The 15,808-nt window shown below is 66.9% G+C and carries 13 protein-coding genes; 4 read left to right on the forward strand and 9 right to left on the reverse strand.

Annotated elements, in window-relative coordinates:
- Nucleotides 1-50: 50 nt before the first annotated feature.
- Complete coding sequence (locus GGR12_RS14125; protein WP_246328937.1) at nt 51-308, reverse strand: hypothetical protein; 258 nt, start codon at nt 306-308, stop codon at nt 51-53.
- 67 nt (nt 309-375) lie between these two features.
- A complete protein-coding gene (gene dnaG, locus GGR12_RS14130) occupies nt 376-2,259 on the reverse strand; it encodes a DNA primase (RefSeq protein ID WP_183205100.1) in 1,884 nt (627 codons plus the stop codon).
- A 350-nt stretch (nt 2,260-2,609) separates the two neighbouring features.
- Between dnaG and GGR12_RS14135 the strand changes: the two genes are divergently transcribed.
- The gene (locus GGR12_RS14135) at nt 2,610-2,876 is read left to right on the forward strand and encodes a hypothetical protein (protein ID WP_183205101.1); all 267 of its coding nucleotides are present in this window, start codon (nt 2,610-2,612) and stop codon (nt 2,874-2,876) included.
- On the opposite strand, the gene GGR12_RS14140 is transcribed toward GGR12_RS14135, so the two are convergent.
- Nucleotides 2,873-4,057 carry an acetyltransferase domain-containing protein gene (locus tag GGR12_RS14140; RefSeq protein WP_221212399.1) on the reverse strand — a complete coding sequence of 395 codons (1,185 nt, stop codon included), beginning with the start codon at nt 4,055-4,057 and terminating at the stop codon, nt 2,873-2,875. The genes GGR12_RS14135 and GGR12_RS14140 overlap by 4 nt on opposite strands.
- 162 nt (nt 4,058-4,219) lie before the next feature.
- On the opposite strand from GGR12_RS14140, the gene GGR12_RS14145 reads away from it, so the two are divergent.
- Together GGR12_RS14145 and galE are read left to right on the forward strand one after the other, a co-directional pair.
- Nucleotides 4,220-5,059: an SIMPL domain-containing protein gene (locus GGR12_RS14145; protein WP_183205103.1), complete on the forward strand. Its 840-nt coding sequence runs from the start codon at nt 4,220-4,222 to the stop codon at nt 5,057-5,059.
- Between the two features lie 97 nt (nt 5,060-5,156).
- Nucleotides 5,157-6,248, forward strand: a complete 1,092-nt coding sequence (galE, locus tag GGR12_RS14150) for a UDP-glucose 4-epimerase GalE (RefSeq protein ID WP_183205104.1) — start codon at nt 5,157-5,159, stop codon at nt 6,246-6,248.
- On the opposite strand, the gene GGR12_RS14155 is transcribed toward galE, so the two are convergent.
- The 5 genes from GGR12_RS14155 to GGR12_RS14175 are packed head-to-tail and all read right to left on the reverse strand — an operon-like array spanning nt 6,166 to nt 11,386.
- The gene (locus GGR12_RS14155) at nt 6,166-7,074 is read right to left on the reverse strand and encodes a hypothetical protein (protein ID WP_183205105.1); all 909 of its coding nucleotides are present in this window, start codon (nt 7,072-7,074) and stop codon (nt 6,166-6,168) included. The two genes, galE and GGR12_RS14155, sit on opposite strands and share 83 nt — an antisense overlap.
- 35 nt (nt 7,075-7,109) lie before the next feature.
- Nucleotides 7,110-8,285 (reverse strand): glutamine-hydrolyzing carbamoyl-phosphate synthase small subunit, encoded by a 1,176-nt coding sequence (gene carA / locus GGR12_RS14160; RefSeq protein WP_183205106.1) that lies wholly within the window; start codon nt 8,283-8,285, stop codon nt 7,110-7,112.
- 46 nt (nt 8,286-8,331) lie between these two features.
- Entirely contained in the window at nt 8,332-9,663 is a 1,332-nt protein-coding gene (locus tag GGR12_RS14165) for an amino acid permease (RefSeq protein ID WP_183205107.1), read from the reverse strand.
- Complete coding sequence (locus GGR12_RS14170) at nt 9,660-10,658, reverse strand: aromatic ring-hydroxylating oxygenase subunit alpha (protein WP_183205108.1); 999 nt, start codon at nt 10,656-10,658, stop codon at nt 9,660-9,662. Before GGR12_RS14170 ends, GGR12_RS14165 begins: the two co-directional genes overlap by 4 nt.
- 44 nt (nt 10,659-10,702) lie before the next feature.
- Complete coding sequence (locus GGR12_RS14175) at nt 10,703-11,386, reverse strand: hypothetical protein (RefSeq protein WP_183205109.1); 684 nt, start codon at nt 11,384-11,386, stop codon at nt 10,703-10,705.
- Between the two features lie 351 nt (nt 11,387-11,737).
- Between GGR12_RS14175 and GGR12_RS14180 the strand changes: the two genes are divergently transcribed.
- Nucleotides 11,738-12,433 carry an HAD family hydrolase gene (locus GGR12_RS14180; protein WP_183205110.1) on the forward strand — a complete coding sequence of 232 codons (696 nt, stop codon included), beginning with the start codon at nt 11,738-11,740 and terminating at the stop codon, nt 12,431-12,433.
- 53 nt (nt 12,434-12,486) lie between these two features.
- Here GGR12_RS14180 and GGR12_RS14185 read toward each other — a convergent pair whose 3' ends face one another.
- Nucleotides 12,487-15,393 carry a TonB-dependent receptor domain-containing protein gene (locus GGR12_RS14185; protein ID WP_183205111.1) on the reverse strand — a complete coding sequence of 969 codons (2,907 nt, stop codon included), beginning with the start codon at nt 15,391-15,393 and terminating at the stop codon, nt 12,487-12,489.
- Nucleotides 15,394-15,808: the final 415 nt, after the last annotated feature.

Below are 15,808 nucleotides of genomic sequence, written 5' to 3' on the forward strand. Positions count from 1 at the left end.
CGGGGGCTGATCAGGCCCTCCGCCGATACAACGTGTGGCGGGGTCGTTAGTTACGAGCCCGTGCTGTCTTCCCAAATCTCTCCGGTTTTGATCGCACGACGCAAAGCGTCCCGCTCGGCCTTCAGCCGGCGGAATGCCTCGTCCTGCCCCGGCACACTGCGTGCCGACGACAGGGCGTCTTCCAGCGCTGCGACACGGGTAAGCGCGTCGAACGCCTGCGACCATCGGATCCTCGTCTCGCCGAGGGGCTTGTCTGCAGCCAGGAAAGGCGCGCCGGACTTTGCCGCCGCCTTCTCGACCTCACGCATTAAGACGTCATGACCCGATTGCGCCAGATGGCGACGGAGCGCAGCAGAGTCAAGGTCCTGCCCGATGTCAATGCACCGCGCCGCTAGCGTTTTCCGACCATAGAGCTCCGCTCGCGAGGTAGCGGGCGAGAGCGTCTCGCTCTGCCTTCAGGTTGGAAAACACCGGGAAATCGAACGCGTCTTCTGTCTTCATCACATCCAACGCGCGGTTGAGGGTGAGTATCTTCACCAACATCTCCAAGGCAGAAATCAACTGATCACGCGCCGCGTCGTCGGGGTCATCACGAAGGAACGGCGCTGACGCCTTGGCTGCGGTCTTGGCCAAGAGATCAAGCGTCTGACTATGTCCCAAGGCGTTGAGCCTATTGCGCAAAAGGCCCTCGTCTGCGCCCGGAATATCGAAGCTCACTTTGATCATATCTTTAGCGAATGCCATGAGCTCGTCGTCACCGAGTCCTTGGGCGCTGAGCGTTTCCATCTTCTCTTGGACGACTTCCGGATTACGGAGAAGGCCCTCTGCTACTGCCGCAACGAGCGGCTTGGGTGCAGCCATAAGCAGGCCGTGCGCGCGCCTGCCTTCTTCGCTAGCTCCTTCGAGTCTGCGGGCTTTAGTCCATCTATGACGCGCCAAATCTCGGCCTGCGTCACTGGGCGTGTACTGAGCACCGCTCTTGGGCCACAGAGCGTCATATCTTTCGAAGAAGTGCTGACGGTACGCCGCACTCAGATCCGCGTCCGCAATGGCAGCGGCGGCCTTGCGGAGGCGAAGCTTCAAACCTGCCTTACGTTCAGGCGTATCCAAGGGGGCCGCGGCCTGTTTTTCGATCTCGAACAGCGCATCTACTAGCGGCGTGCGAACCGACATCTGCTGACGAAGGATTCCAGCCCCCTGCTCCCGCAGAATGTCGTCAGGGTCCTTTCCTCCCGACAAAGACGCAAACGCGAACGATTTGTCAGGCTTCAATAGTGGCAAGGCCCTCTCAATCGCTCGAGCAGCAGCTCGCTGACCGGCTGCGTCACCGTCAAAGCAGAGCACGGGTTCGGCCGACACACGCCATAGTCGCCCCATCTGCTCTTCCGTTAGCGCCGTCCCCATTGCAGCGACGGCCGGTATGCCTGCCCGCTGGCAGGCGATCACGTCCATGTACCCCTCGACCACTACGATCGACTGGTCGGACTTGGATTCTGCACCGAGAATGCGCCGTGCTTCTGGTAGCCCGTACAGGGTGGCACCCTTGTGAAAGAGCGGGCTCTCTGGACCGTTCAAGTATTTTGCTCGGTCGTCCGGATTCATCGCCCGGCCTCCGAAGCTGACGATCCGCCCTCGCGCATCCAGGATCGGGAACATCAGCCGGTCGCGAAACCGATCGTATGGCTGACCTCCGCTCTCCGGCGCGATCAGCAACCCGGCCTCGACCAACTCACCAGGCTTGGCTCCTCGCTGAACCAACGCCTGTTTCAGACCTTCGCGATCATTAGGCGCATAGCCCAGACCGAAGCGCTCCCATTGATCCTCGGGCAGACCGCGCTTGGCCAAGTATTCGCGCACAGCCTTTCCGGAGGTTCGGCGCAGGTTCGCCGCGAACCATTTTTGGGCCAAGTCCATCCAATCTGAGAGACCCTGCCGCCGCTGTTCTCGCTGTGCTTCCTGCGGATCATCGGCCGGCAGAGCCATGCCCGCCTCACCCGCCAGCCTTTGCACCGCCTCTACAAAGCTTAGTCGCTCGGTCTCCTGCAGGAAGCTGATGACATCGCCATGCTTTCCCGAACTGAAATCATGGAAAAATCCCTTGTCGTCATTGACGAAGAAGGAAGGAGATTTTTCCTTCGAGAACGGGCTGAGGCCGACGTACTCGCGTCCTTGCCGCTTGAGCTTGACCGTTCGTCCGATCACATCGGACGGTCGAAGCCGCGCTTTGAGCTCGTCAATGAACTGATCGGAGAATTTCACGGTTCGATAGACGGATTCGGCAGGCCTCTTTGAACCGATTTTCCGGCCATCCGATCCATCGTCCCCACTTCCAACACCTCCTGTGGGCAGATTCGGGGACTATTGCAGCGCGGCACGTCAAAAGCGGTCGTGGGTGGCAAGCCGTCGTCATTGAAAACCGCACGGCATTGTCATTTACCTTTGATTAACCAACAAGGCAAAACATCGGCATTAAGCGACTGAATTACCGCGCAATTTGTTGGAACAATCCACAGGGCTGTGGATTCAATCTGTGTCCGTTCGAGAAAAGGAACGGCGTCTGACCGGTCAAGGGCGAAGCCCGGACGACCCGGTCGAGAGTGAAAAACCGCATGTTCATCGCTATCGCCCGCCCGGCGGTCGAGCCGACGGGACCCGACGCCGTCGCCGTGCCCGGCTCCCCCGCCATCGCCGCAATGTCCCCCCGCGCGCTCCACGCCCGCCTGCTCGAGAACGCGGCGCTGCGGCGCATGCGCGGCGTCGAGCGCCGGCGCTGCAATCGTCACGAGGACGCCCGCTACTGGCTCCATGCGGCGCCCGTCGCGGTGCAGCGCGCCAGCGCCCTGCGCGAGCACACCAGCTTCGCGCCCCTGCCCTAGAGGTAGCCCAGCCACCAGTCGCGGCGGCGCTGCTTCACGCCCTCGAACCAGCGCGACAGCGGCCACAGCAGCGCCAGCGTCACCAGCCAGGCAAGATAGACCTCCGGCAGCCCGAAGCCCCAGCCCGCCGCAATCAGCCGGCTCGGGTCACCCAGCATGTTGAAGAAGGCCGACGCCGGCACGCCCATGGCCACCCCGACCGCCAGGGCCAGCAGGTGCGCGACGTAGACGTGCAGCACATAGGTGAACAGCGGCGTCCGCCCGAACGTCAGAAGCACCGTAGCCGGCGGCCCCTTCAGCCGATCCAGCAACGGCAGCAGCGCCAGCGACACGCCCAGCGTCACCAGCACATAGTCCAGCGAGGGCGGATATTTGCTGACGTCGATGAACGACAGGAAGGTCCACAGCGGCTCAGCCTGCACGGTCCAAGCCCGCGGGTCGCCGTACTGGTTCAGGGCCCGCACGACGACGAACAGCAACAGCATGCCTCCCGCCAGCAACAGGACCGCCCGCGTCCGCTCCCTGCCCGGAAGCTGGAACAGACCGCCCAGGCCATAGCCCAGCAGCATCACCCCCAGCCACGGCGCGAACGGATAGGCGACGAAGCCGCCCAGCCCCGGCCCGAACTCGAAGCTCGCGTTCCAGGCGGGGGCCATCACGCCAAGGTCCGGCGGGTCGATCGGCGCCAGCAGCTGATGCCCGGCCACCAGAGCCACGCCCAACGCCAGCAGCGCCGCCCGCGGCAGCCAGATCAGCGCCGCCATCGCCAGCATCGACGCGCCGATCGCCCAGATCACCTGGAGGAACACGCCGGTTCCGAAGTTGAATCCCCACGCGACAACGGTCAGCTCCAGCACGATCAGCCACACGCCCCGGGTCAGCAGGAACCGCGTCAGCTCGGGCCGGCTCTTGCCGTTGGCGCGCTGCAGCCAGACCGACACCCCTGCCAGAAACACGAAGGTCGGCGCGCACAGGTGGGTCACCCACCGGGTCATGAACAGCGCCGGGTCCCCTGAATCCAGCGCCAGCGGGTCGGCGGTGAAGGCGGTGCGATGGAAAAAATCCCGCACGTGATCCAGCACCATCAGCACGATCACCAGGCCGCGCAGCATGTCGATGCTGTCGATCCGCGCCGCGCCCGCCCGCGTCACGCCGCCCGCGGCGGCTGCGGGCTGGGCCATCGAGGCCTCACCTCTGAAGACGGACTGTGCAGTCATCGGCCTTCCCTCGCTCCCGTCCCCATACTGCACCGCTGCGCGACCGGACGCCACGGCGGCGCGAGCAGGGTTGTCGCCCGACGCCGACCCGTGGTTTCTTGCGGCCAAGCTTTGGGGGATCCAGTCATGAAAACCGTCGTCGCGGCCGCCGCCGCCCTGCTTCTGGCCGCCTCTCCGGCCGCCGCCCAGGACATCGCCGGGCCGATAGCCGCAGCCGTCGACCAATTCGGTCAGAGCATGGCCGAGTCCGTCGCCGGCGGACCGGGCGTCTTCGTCACCGCCCAGGGCCGCGAGCCCATGCCGGCGGTCAGCAGCGCCATGATCATCAACATCAAGGGCGAGGGCAAAACCGCCGCCGAGGCCGTCGCCCACCGCAACGCCCAGCTGGAGCGCGTCCGCTCCGTCGCCAACAATTTCGACGTCTCCATCGAGGTCGGCGCCACCAACTACGCCATCTCGGAAGAGATGGACTGGGCCATGACGGAGGCCTCCTTCAATCCGCTGGACGCCGCCGCCGCAGCCGCCATGGAAGCGGTCGCCAGCATCGAAGACGACGGTTCCACGGCCCCGTCCGTCAGCGCAGAGGCTTCCATGGCCCGCACCGTCACGGCCACGGTTCAGGTCACGATCGAGCGCCCGAACGAAACCCGCCTGCCCGCCTTCGTCGACGCCCTGGTCGAAGCCGGCGTCACCGATCTGGACGACAGCCTCAACGGCCTGAACCTCGGCCAGCTGCAGCCCTTCCTCAGCCTGATGGGCCTCGACACCACCAACGATCCGGGCGAGCGCGTCTGGAACGCCGCCACCGCGGACGGCGTCGCCCGCGCCCGCGCCCAGGCCGAGTCCATCGCCGCCGCCTCGGGCCGCCAGTTGGGACCGGTGCGCTACGTCTCCGTCCTGATGCGCTCGCACGACGGCAAGGACGCCCTCGTCAGCGTCGCGGTCCGCTTCGGATTCGCCGACTGACCGGCAGCGGCCAATCGTCCCGGCGCCTTCTGACGGCCTTCCTGTCGTCATGTCCGGGTGCGAAGGGCTCGCTCCCGCATCTGATCCGAAGGTTCGAATGACCCGGAAGGCCATCCTCGTCACCGGCGGCGCCGGCTACATCGGCAGTCACGCCTGCAAGGCGCTGTCGCTGGCCGGCTACCTGCCCGTGACCCTCGACGACCTCTCCACCGGCAACGAGGCCTTCGTCCGTTGGGGGCCGCTGGTCCTGGGCGACATCCACGACGTCGAACGCGTCCGCGCGACCCTGGTCGAGCACGACGTGGCCGCCGTGATGCATTTCGCGGCCTCGTCCATCGTCGGCGAATCCGCCACCAACCCGCTGCTCTATTTCCACAACAACCTCGGCGGCACCCTGGCCCTGCTCGAAGGCATGCGGCAGGCCGGCTGCGACAACCTGGTCTTCTCCAGCACCTGCGCGGTGTACGGCGACGCCCCCGGCGGCCGGCCGATGTCCGAGGACACGCCCCGCAACCCGGTCAACACCTACGGCCGCGCCAAGCTGATGTGCGAGGAGGTGATCGCCGAGGTCGCCTCGAAGCAGTCGCTGAACCCGGTCATGCTCCGCTATTTCAACGCCTGCGGCGCCGACCCCGACGGCGAGATCGGCGAGTTCCGGCAGACCGAGACCCATCTCATCCCGCGCGCCATGATGGCCATCCAGGGCCACATCGACGACTTCCAGGTCTTCGGCGAGGATTTCGACACCCCCGACGGCACGGCGATCCGCGACTACATCCACGTCAGCGACCTGGCCCGCGCCCACGTCCAGGCGCTCGAACGTCTGATCGGCGGCGCGAAGGGCCGCCAGGCCTTCAACCTCGGCACCGGCGACGGCTATTCGGTTCGCGAGGTCCTGCAGACCATTTCAGAGGTGTCCGGCCACAGCCTGCCCGCGCCCGCCGGCGCCCGCCGCCCCGGCGACCCGCCGCGCCTGGTCGCGGACCCGCACCACGCCCGCCAGGAGCTGGGCTTCGCGCCTGCGCATTCTGATCTGCAAACGATCGTTTCGACGGCCTGGAGCTGGCACCGTCACGCCCATCCGCGCGGCGCCCCGGCGAGCTGCCTCAGCGCAGTTCCGGCAAACGACGTCCTGTCGAAGCCGACAGCTTCGCCAGCAGCCGGTCCAGTCCTTGGGGTCCGGTCCTGACGCGATCCGGCGTCGCCGTCGCCCAGCGCTCTCTTACCGCCTGAACCAGGTTTTCGTGCCGGTCGTACTGGTGCACCACCGGACTGAACCCGCCGTCCGGATTGACGATCACGCCGTCCACGACGCCCACGCCTTCCAGGCTCAGGCCGACCGTGGCGACCCGCCTGTAGTTGTCCTGGATGTCCGCCGGGATCAGGCCGTATCCGACCGCCGCCGCCAGCGACGCCTGGTCGATGCCGAACCCGCCGCCGATCGCCGACTTGGGGATCGCGCCCAGCACCAGGATCAGCCGGCACAGCCGTGCCGCCTCATCCGCCGGCCCCACGATCGTCCCGGCGCAGATGCAGCGGTGATCCTTCAGCTGGTCCGCCAGATCCCTCCCGACACCCGCCCGCAGATGCTTCATCTGGAAGCTGTGGTCGGCCAGCACATTGCGTTCGTACTCGACGAAGACCTCCAGGCCCTTCGCCCGCGGTTCGAACGGCGCGCCCTGGAAGACGACGTCGCGCACGTCGGTCAGCAGTACGTCCCGCACGCCCGGCCGCTCAGCCAGCACCCGCGCATAGTCGGCGAACCGCGCCACCACCGGCTGCGGTGTCCATTCGTCCGACGGCATGGGGCGCAGCGCCTCGACGTCATGGTCGGCGAGGAAGGCGGCGACCGCCGGATCGTCGCTCACGAACAGCGCCGCCGGACCCGAATAAACCGCCCGCAACGAGCGCACAAAGGCCTCGATGAAGTCGACGCCATAGCCAGTCGCATAGCCCAGCACGAGGTCGGCGCCGGCGCTGTCAGAGACTGACGACGACGCCGCAGCGGGCCGCATGACCCGCCCCAGCCAGTTCAGATACGTCGAGCGGGTTATTGCGCACCCCCGCGACCGTCCATCAGATCGCTGAAGCGCTGGAACAGGTACAGGCTGTCCGTCGGCCCCGGCGAGGCTTCCGGGTGGTGCTGGACGCTGAACACCGGCTTGTCCTTCAGGGCGATGCCGCAGTTGGTGCCGTCGAACAGGCTGACGTGGGTCTCGACCACCGCGTCGGGCAGGCTGGCGCTATCCACGGTGAAGCCGTGGTTCATCGACACGATCTCGACCTTGCCGGTCGTCAGGTCCTTCACCGGATGGTTCGCGCCGTGGTGGCCCTGATCCATCTTCACGGTCTTCGCGCCGAGCGCCAGGGCCAGCATCTGGTGCCCCAGGCAGATGCCGAACAGCGGCTTGCCGCTCTCGACCAGCTTTTTGATCTCCGGCACGGCGTATTCGCCGGTCGCCGCCGGATCGCCCGGACCGTTCGACAGCACGACGCCGTCGGGATTGCGGGCCAGAATCTCCTCGGCCGTCGTCGTCGCCGGCACCACGGTGATCTTCGCGCCGGTCGAGGCCAGGGCGCGCAGGATGTTCCGCTTCACGCCATAGTCGACCACGACCACGGTCTTGCCCGTCGCGTTCACGCGCGGATGGCCTTCCGGCCAGTCCCACAGGCCTTCGTCCCAGTCGAACGACTGCAGCGTCGACGCCGGCTTGGCCAGGTCCAGACCGACCAGGCCCGTCCACGCCTTCGCTTCGGCGACCAGGGCGTCGAGATCGAAATTGCCGTCCGGATCGTGGGCGATCACCGCGTGCGGCGCGCCGCCGTCACGGATACGGGCGGTCAGGGCCCGGGTGTCGATCCCGGCCAGGCCGACGACGCCGCGGCGCTTCATCCAGCCGTCGAAATCGCTTTCTGAGCGGTAGTTGGCCGGATCGGTCGGCACGTCGCGGAAGATCGCGCCGCGCGCCGAAGTGTCCGAGCCGCCGCCGATCTGCTCCACGTCCTCGACGTTCACGCCGACATTGCCGACGTGCGGGAAGGTGAAGGCCAGGATCTGGCTCATGTACGACGGGTCGGTCAGGATTTCCTGATAGCCGGTCATGGCGGTGTTGAAGACAACCTCGCCCAACGCCGTGCCGGTCGCGCCGCAACCGATGCCCTGGAAGACGGTGCCGTCCGCCAGCGCCAGAACGCCTGTGACTCCGGGAAGAAGGGTCTGGGTCATGGCGCGCTCCGTAGTGCCGGAATCCGGCGGACAAACGGCGGGGTGGTTAGGCCCCTGCGTGGGTGGGGTCAACGCGCGATGACGACTTTCTCAGGAATGCGACCCACGCGACCGTCGTGACCACGAAGAATCCGGCCGTCGGCAGGATGTATCCGGGCGCCGCGGCGACCACCGCGGCGATGGTGAACAGCAGGCCCAGCGCGGCGATGAAGCGCGCCCGCGTCCACCGCGCCATCCGGAACAGCGAGGCCGAGCAAAGGCCGTAGACCACCAGGCTCAGCACGGAGGTCACGCCGATCAGCATCCCGAACTGGCCGCCCAGCGTCGACTGGCCCGAGATGACCGTGACCACGCTCATGATCGCCCCGCCCAGCAGCGGATTGGCGATCGGCGTGTGATTCCCCTGGCCGAAGCCCGACGGCAGATAGCCGTGACGCGCCGCCGCCCGCGCGGTCTCTCCGCCCAACATGACCCAGCCGCCCAGCGTCCCGACCGCCTTGATGATGGCGCAGACCGCCACCGCCCCGCCGATCGAGGCCCCGAACACCCGCGCCGTCAGGTCGGCATAGGGGCTGGTCGATTGCGCCAGCACATTGGCCGGGATCACGCCGAACACCGCCACGCTGGCGGCGATATAGACCGCCGACGCCAGCAGCACGCCCGCGATCGAGGCCCGACCGACGTCCCGGGCCGGGTTGCGCACTCGCGCCGACAGCACCGCCGCGCTCTCGACGCCCAGGAAGGCCCAGAAAATGATCGCCAGCGACGCCGGCACGCTCTGGTGCAGGGGCGCGCCGCTGGGGCTCCACGACGCCCTGAAGACGTCGGGATCGAACGCGATCGCGCCCGCCGCCACGGCGACGGCCAGCGGGGCCAGACCGATGGCCAGGGCGATGGCCGCAAATCCCGACGCCGCCCGCGCACCCATGATGTAGGCCCCGGTCGCCAGCCAGATGAGGCCCAGATTGCAGAATGTCGCCGCCACCGGCTCCTTCAGGATCGGGAAGAAATAGGCGAGGTATCCGGTCGCCGCGACGGCGATGGCCACGTTGCCGACCAGACAGGCCGTCCAGAACGCCAGCGAGGTCTGGAAGCCGAAGAACCGCCCCAGGCCACGCTCCGCGAAGCCCGCCAGGCCGTCCGCGTCCGGCTGCAACCGCCCCAGCGCCGCGAACACCAGCGCCAGGGTCACGGCGCCGATCCCGGCGGCGATCCAGCCGATCACGCTCGAACTGCCGACCGGGGCGAGGGTGGCGGGCAGCAGATAGACGCCCGAACCGATCATGTTCCCGGCGACCACCAGCGCGGCCAGCGCCCACCCCAGCTTGTGCTTGTCCGCCAGAATGTCTTCGGGCAGCGGCTGGTGGCTATCGGTCATGCATGCACCTTGGCGAGACGGGTCTGGAACCAGGCGAGGGCCGGTTCGTGGCGCGGGCTCAGGACCCCGCGGTCATAGGCTCCGGCGGACAGATTGGCCTGCACCGCCTCGCAGATGGCGGCGTCCTCGGCCGTCAGCCGGTCCGATGCGGCCAGCGCATCGCCCAACGCGCCCTCTCCGCCGTCGTTCAAAAACAGATAGTCCAGCCGCGTCCGGCCCGGCCCGATCGGCGTCATCCGCTCGATCATCGCTCCGTCGCGATAGACGTTGATCCCGAGATTCGGCCACAGCCAGCCCCAGACCCCCGCCTGCGGCCCGTCGTTCACGCCGACCGCCTCCTGGATCACCAGCTCGCCCTCGACCCGGACGCGGTACTCGGCCGAGCCCAGCTCGTCGGCCAGCACCGGATGCACCGCGCCGATGTGATACCCTTCGAGGTAATTCTCGACGTAGACCTTCCAGTCGCAGGCCAGCGCGTGCGCCCGCCGCAGGGCCGGCTTCGCCACCGTCAGACCGCGCTCGGACAGCAGCGCCTCCAGCGGCGCGACATGGTCATCCAGCGACGGCGCGTCCGCGGCCAGGTTGGCGAACACCAGCCCGCGCCAGATCTCCGTCCGCACCGGGAACAGCCCGTACTCCCGCGGGTCGAATCCATCCGCCGCGCCGAACCCCGTCGCCGCCCGCAGACGCCCGTCCAGCGCATAGCGCCAGCCGTGGTAGGCGCAGACCAGTTCGCCCTCGCAATGGCCGCGCTCGCCCTGCACCAGCGGCCCGGCGCGGTGGCGGCAGACGTTGTGGAACGCGCGCAGCACGCCGTCCTTGCCGCGCACCATCATCAGCCGATGCCCGGCGATGTCCGTCGCGACCCAGTCGCCGGTCTCCGCCGCCTCGGCCTCATGGCCCAGGAACAGCCAGGCGCGCCCGAACACCTCCGGCCGTTCCCGCGCCCAGGCGTCGGGACAACCGTACAGGCGGGCGGGAAGGGTTTGCTGCATGGAGCGCAACAGGCCCCCGCAACGCCCCCGGCGTCAACCGCCGATCAGACCGTGATCGTGTCCATGCCCGCGAACACCGCATGGGTCGCCCCCGCGGAATGCGCCGCCACCCCACGGTCGGGCCGCAGGTTCAGCAGCATCACCTGCGGGCACGCTCCGCGCGCCGCGCTGATCAGCTCCGCCGCCGCCTCCCATTCCCGTGCGGTCTCGTGCGCGACCCCGGCGAAATCGATCGCCAGGCACCAGGCCCGCGCGCCGGTCAGCCTTCTGGCCGCTCCGACATCCGGCGCGATATGCAGAACCACCCCCTGCGCCGAGCGCTCGAAATGGCGGACTGCGTCGGCGATCGCATCCGGCGCCGCGTGTTCCAGCCCGCCCATGACCTCGATCAGCAGCGCCCCGTTCGTGGCTTCCCGCTGCATCTCGCCCTGCAGCAGCGCGAAACGGCCCCGGCTGGACGCGATGGTCCGCCAGAACAACGGCAGCACGCCGCTGTCGTTATGACCCAGACGCAGCATGTCGATCCCCTGTCGCAGCGTCTGCAGATCGATGCGTTGCAGATCGACCGGCTCCAGCGTCCGCTTGCCCATCCCGATCAGGGCCCGTTCCCCGCCCTGACGGCGGATCGTGCGGCGGATGCGGCGGCTGACCGGTTCGGACTGCGCCAGATCGAAAACCGGCTGTGCGGCGAGCGTGATCGTCAGCTCGTGGCGAGCCCGTGTGACCATGGTGAAGGTCAGACTCTCGTAGGGCGTCGAATAGGCCCTGCGCCCCAGCGGTGTGACGACGCTGGACGACTGGGTGGACGGCGCATAGCTGCGACGTTCTTCGGGTATGCCAGGCGGGAGGTCCTTATCACCCCCAACCAACGGCCGGAGCGACGGCTGTCGCTCCCAAGGACTTCCCATGACCGACTCCTGATGGACGGCCCCCCGGGAATATTCGAACGCCCGACTGTCGCCCGACATCGCAAACAAATCCCTGACAAAAGTGGTCAAGCTGGCGTTGACCACGATTTCGGCCCGTCAGGCGGGGCTTCGCGCCTTGCGAAGCGCGACGGCCGAAGGCAAGGACCGGCCATGAGCATCACCACGGTCGGCCTCGATGCCGACGACACCCTCTGGCACAACGAGACCATCTTCCGGCTGACCCACGATCGCTTCGTGGCCCTGCTGGCCGATCACGGCGACCGCGACACCATCGAGGCCCGCCTCGCCGGCACCGAGCAGCGCAACCTCCGCCTCTACGGCTACGGGGTGAAGGGCTTCACCCTGTCGATGATCGAGACGGCCATGGAGCTGACCGGCGGCGAGGCCCCGCCGTCCGTCGTCCGTGAAATCCTCGCCGCCGGCCGTGAGATGCTGGCGCATCCGGTCGAGACCCTGCCCGGCGTCGACGAGGCGCTCGCCGCCCTGTCCGAGCGCTATCGCCTCGTGCTGGTCACCAAGGGCGACCTGCTGGACCAGGAGCGCAAGCTGGCCGCTTCGGGCCTCGGCGACCTGTTCGCCGCCATCGAGATCGTGTCCGAGAAGGAGCGCGGCACCTACGACCGCGTCTTCACCCGCCACGGCACGGGTCCGGACGAGGCCGTCATGGCCGGCAACTCGATGAAGTCCGACGTCCTGCCCGCGCTGGCGGCCGGCGCCTTCGCCGTCCACATCCCCTACGCCATCACCTGGGCGCACGAACTCGCCGACGCCCCGGAAAACCACCCGCGCTTCGGCGCGCTGGACAGTATCGCCGACCTGCCGGCCTGGATCGACGAACGCGCATAGGAAAGGGGCGGCGTCCGCAAACGCCGCCCCTGGCCTGCTCGCTTACCCCGCCCCTAGAGGGTCAGGTTCATGCCCAGATAGAAGAACCGGCCCAGCGGTCCGACCGGATAGTCGGTCAGCCCGCGATCCGGCTGCTGATCGCCGATGTTGTTGATGCCGCCGTAGACCGCGATCCGTTCGTCGTAGGTGTACCGCACCTGCATGTCGTGTGTGGAGCGGGCCGAGTAGTTCACATATTTCGGATCGATGTAGTCGGCGGGCCGCCCCTCGAAGCGGCGGGTCTCGTCGAACCAGTTGTAGCCGTAGTTGACCATCCAGTCCTTGTATTCCCAGACGATATCCAGAGTGGCCTGCCACTCCGGCACGAACGCCTCGCCGACCGTCTCGTCGACGCTGAGCGGATCGCTCGGGTCCTCGGTGAAGGTCAGGTCCTCCAGCTTGTTGGCTGACAGGGAGAAGCCGAACGTCCCGATATCCCGCTGCATCCCCCAATCGGCGGGATCCAGGAAGTAGCGGATCGTCATGTCGTAGCCCGAGGTGGTGTACGAGGCGACGTTGACGCCGAACTGCTCGAAGCCATTGATGAACTGCGTATTCGGATCACGGCTGATCAGATCGCAGAACTGGTTCGGCTGGGGCAGGTCGTAGCACTTGTCGACGATGCTCTGGGCCGTGAAGAACTGGATCGCGTCCTCCAGCTCGATGTCATAGTAGTCCAGCGTCATCGAGAAGCCGTCGAGGAAGCTGGGCCGGAACACGAAGCCGACCGTGAACGTGTCCGCCTTCTCCGTTTCGAGGTTCGGATTGCCCCCGATCAGGCCCTCCACGGACGAGGAGGTAGTGTTCTCGAAGTCGTACGGATCCGTCGGCCCGAGCCCCAGCAGCGCGCGGCAGTTGGCCTCCCGGGTCGCCGGATTGTCGCCGGCCTGGAAGTTGTCGGCGTCGCAGGGATCGTCAAGAACGGCGAAGGTCTGCGACACTGGCAGGAACAGCTCCGAGATGTTCGGCGCCCGCACGGCCCGCGCGACCGCGCCGCGAAGACCGAACGAGTCGTTGATGTCCCAGCGCACGCCCACGTTCCACGCGTCCGTCCCGCCCGCGGTCGAATAGTCCGAGTAGCGGTAGGCCGCGTTGACCGTCAGATTCTGCGCCCAGGCCATGTCCTTCAGGATGGGGATCAAGACCTCGCCGAAGATCTCCTTCACGTGGAAGTCGCCCTTCAGCGGCAGCGCCTCGCCCAGCCAGCTGATGTCCGCCCCGGCGTTGGCGCCCTGGATTTCGATGAAGGACGGCATCGAGTTCGCCGACTCTTCCCGATACTCGACGCCCAGGGCGAACGAGACCGGTCCGCCGGGCAGTTCGAACCAGGCGCCCGAGTCGCCGCTGATGAAGGCGTTGAAGACGAACTGCTCGACCGTATTGCGGGTCGTCGAATCCGTCAGCACCCAGTCCAGCGACGCCTGCGACGGCGAGCCCTCGCCGAAGATGTTCATCGGCACGCAGCCCGAGTTCGGCCCCGGCGTGAAGGTCGTGCCCCAGGTGTCCTGGTCGAACGGGTCGCTGCCGAAACCGGGGAAATTGCCCTGCGGAATGGCGTCCGGATCGAGATTGGATCGGCAGACGATGTTGCCGTTCGCGACCCCGGTCAGGAACTCACCCTCGTCCACCGAGTCGACTGCCGCAAAGAACCGCTCGTTGATGCGGTTGTTGCCTTCGGTGTTCGTCTCGTCGGTACGGCCGTAGTTCAGCGACACCTCGTACTGCAGCGTGTCGGTCAAATCCCCGCGCAGTCCCAGCACCCCGCGGAAGGTGTCGCGATTGACGTCCCGCGTAATGAAGCCGAGGTCGAAATTGTCCCGGGCCACCAGCACGCCGCCCAGCGCCGTGGCGATGCCTCCCGGACCTTCGGCCACGTCGACGACGTTTTGCGGGATGAACGGATTGTCGATCGGAACGAAGATCGAATAGTCGAACGAGGGCTGCGACAGGAATTCCGTCTGCGTGTTCACGTATTTGAACTCGCCGAAGAACGTCATCTTCGAGTTCAGTTCAGCGTTGAAGGTGGCGTTCAGCGACGCCCGCTCCAGCGCGGGGATCAGATCGGTCTGGAAGGCCGCCAGCTGGCTGCCGTCCCCGCCGATCATGACGAAGTCCTGCGAATGGACGCCGTCCACGAACGGCGTGCCGTCCCCGTTGAAGTCCACCCCTGACAGCGTCCCGCTGGGTTCGCCGAACAGCGTCCCGAAGATCAGGTCCGCATAGATCGAGCCGCCCGGCGAGGTGTCGATGTATCGGGCGTTGCGGAAGAAGGCCTGCTCGTATTCGCCCGGCTGGCCGAAGTTCGGGTTGCCGGTCAGGGTTTCCGCCGTGGCGATGGCCGAGAAATCCCGGTCCTCGCGTTCCAGCGCGTCAGTCTTGGAATATTCCCCTGCGATGGTGAAGTTGACCGTCCCGTCGAGGATGTTCTTTCCGTACAGCACGCTGAAGAAGGTGTTGTCCCCGCCTCCGCCGTCGGACCACCCGCTCTGGGCGCGAACATCCCAGCCGTCGAAGTCGTCCCGCAGGATGAAGTTGACCACGCCGGACACGCCGTCGGCGCCGTAGATGGCCGAGGTGCCGCCCGTCAGGATATCGACCCGCTCGATCAGCCCCACGGGGATCGTATTGACGTCGACCGCCTGGCTGCCCGGCTGGGCCGCCACGTGCCGGCGTCCGTTCACGAGGGTCAGCGTCCGCTGGGTGCCCAGGTTGCGCAGGTTCAGCAGGTTCAGCCCGACCGAGCCACGATCCCCGGCGTTGGCGTTGTCCTGCAGCGTCGTCGAACTGACCAGCGCCGGCTGGTCTGTCAGGAAGTCGGTGACGTTGGTCACCCCGGCGCTCAGCAGCGCCTCGCTGCTCACCGACGAGACCGGCGCGGAGCCTTCATAGTCGGGCACGCGGATGCGCGTACCGGTGACCACGACCTCGCTCAGTTCGCTGGGCTGGTCCTCCCCCTCGGCTGCTTCTCTTTCTTCAGTGGTTTGCGGCGTCGGCTCCGTGTCCTGCGCAAAGGTCGGCGCAGCAAACATGAGAGCAAGCAGGACGCCGCCAGCCAGGGTAGAAGAGTCACGCAGACGATTACGGAAGGACATGAGGTTCACCTCAAGCTTTGCCATTCCAGCAACACATCGCGGCCCGACAACCACCGCAGAAATGCCCCTGGAAGCCAATTCAGCCCCCGTTTGGCCAGTAAGATGCCGGATTCAGGCGAGACTTTGTTCAAGGAGCGCCGGTTCATTAACGTCGCTTAACCTTGGCGATTTCCTCTTTCCGACCGCGACCAATCGGCCACACCCACATGAAGGGGCCGCCAGCGTGCATTTCACCTTGTCCCGC

The sequence above is a fragment of the Brevundimonas lenta genome (assembly GCF_014196335.1).
Classification (GTDB): domain Bacteria; phylum Pseudomonadota; class Alphaproteobacteria; order Caulobacterales; family Caulobacteraceae; genus Brevundimonas; species Brevundimonas lenta.

What these genes read in the sequence shown, in the direction of transcription:
- GGR12_RS14125 (WP_246328937.1), bottom strand. Translation starts at nt 308, where the DNA reads ATGCGTGAGGTCGAGAAGGCGGCGGCAAAGTCCGGCGCGCCTTTCCTG.
- GGR12_RS14135 (WP_183205101.1), top strand. Translation starts at nt 2,610, where the DNA reads ATGTTCATCGCTATCGCCCGCCCGGCGGTCGAGCCGACGGGACCCGAC.
- GGR12_RS14140 (WP_221212399.1), bottom strand. Translation starts at nt 4,057, where the DNA reads ATGGCCCAGCCCGCAGCCGCCGCGGGCGGCGTGACGCGGGCGGGCGCG.
- GGR12_RS14145 (WP_183205103.1), top strand. Translation starts at nt 4,220, where the DNA reads ATGAAAACCGTCGTCGCGGCCGCCGCCGCCCTGCTTCTGGCCGCCTCT.
- galE (WP_183205104.1), top strand. Translation starts at nt 5,157, where the DNA reads ATGACCCGGAAGGCCATCCTCGTCACCGGCGGCGCCGGCTACATCGGC.
- GGR12_RS14155 (WP_183205105.1), bottom strand. Translation starts at nt 7,074, where the DNA reads ATGCGGCCCGCTGCGGCGTCGTCGTCAGTCTCTGACAGCGCCGGCGCC.
- carA (WP_183205106.1), bottom strand. Translation starts at nt 8,285, where the DNA reads ATGACCCAGACCCTTCTTCCCGGAGTCACAGGCGTTCTGGCGCTGGCG.
- GGR12_RS14165 (WP_183205107.1), bottom strand. Translation starts at nt 9,663, where the DNA reads ATGACCGATAGCCACCAGCCGCTGCCCGAAGACATTCTGGCGGACAAG.
- GGR12_RS14170 (WP_183205108.1), bottom strand. Translation starts at nt 10,658, where the DNA reads ATGCAGCAAACCCTTCCCGCCCGCCTGTACGGTTGTCCCGACGCCTGG.
- GGR12_RS14175 (WP_183205109.1), bottom strand. Translation starts at nt 11,386, where the DNA reads ATGGTCACACGGGCTCGCCACGAGCTGACGATCACGCTCGCCGCACAG.
- GGR12_RS14180 (WP_183205110.1), top strand. Translation starts at nt 11,738, where the DNA reads ATGAGCATCACCACGGTCGGCCTCGATGCCGACGACACCCTCTGGCAC.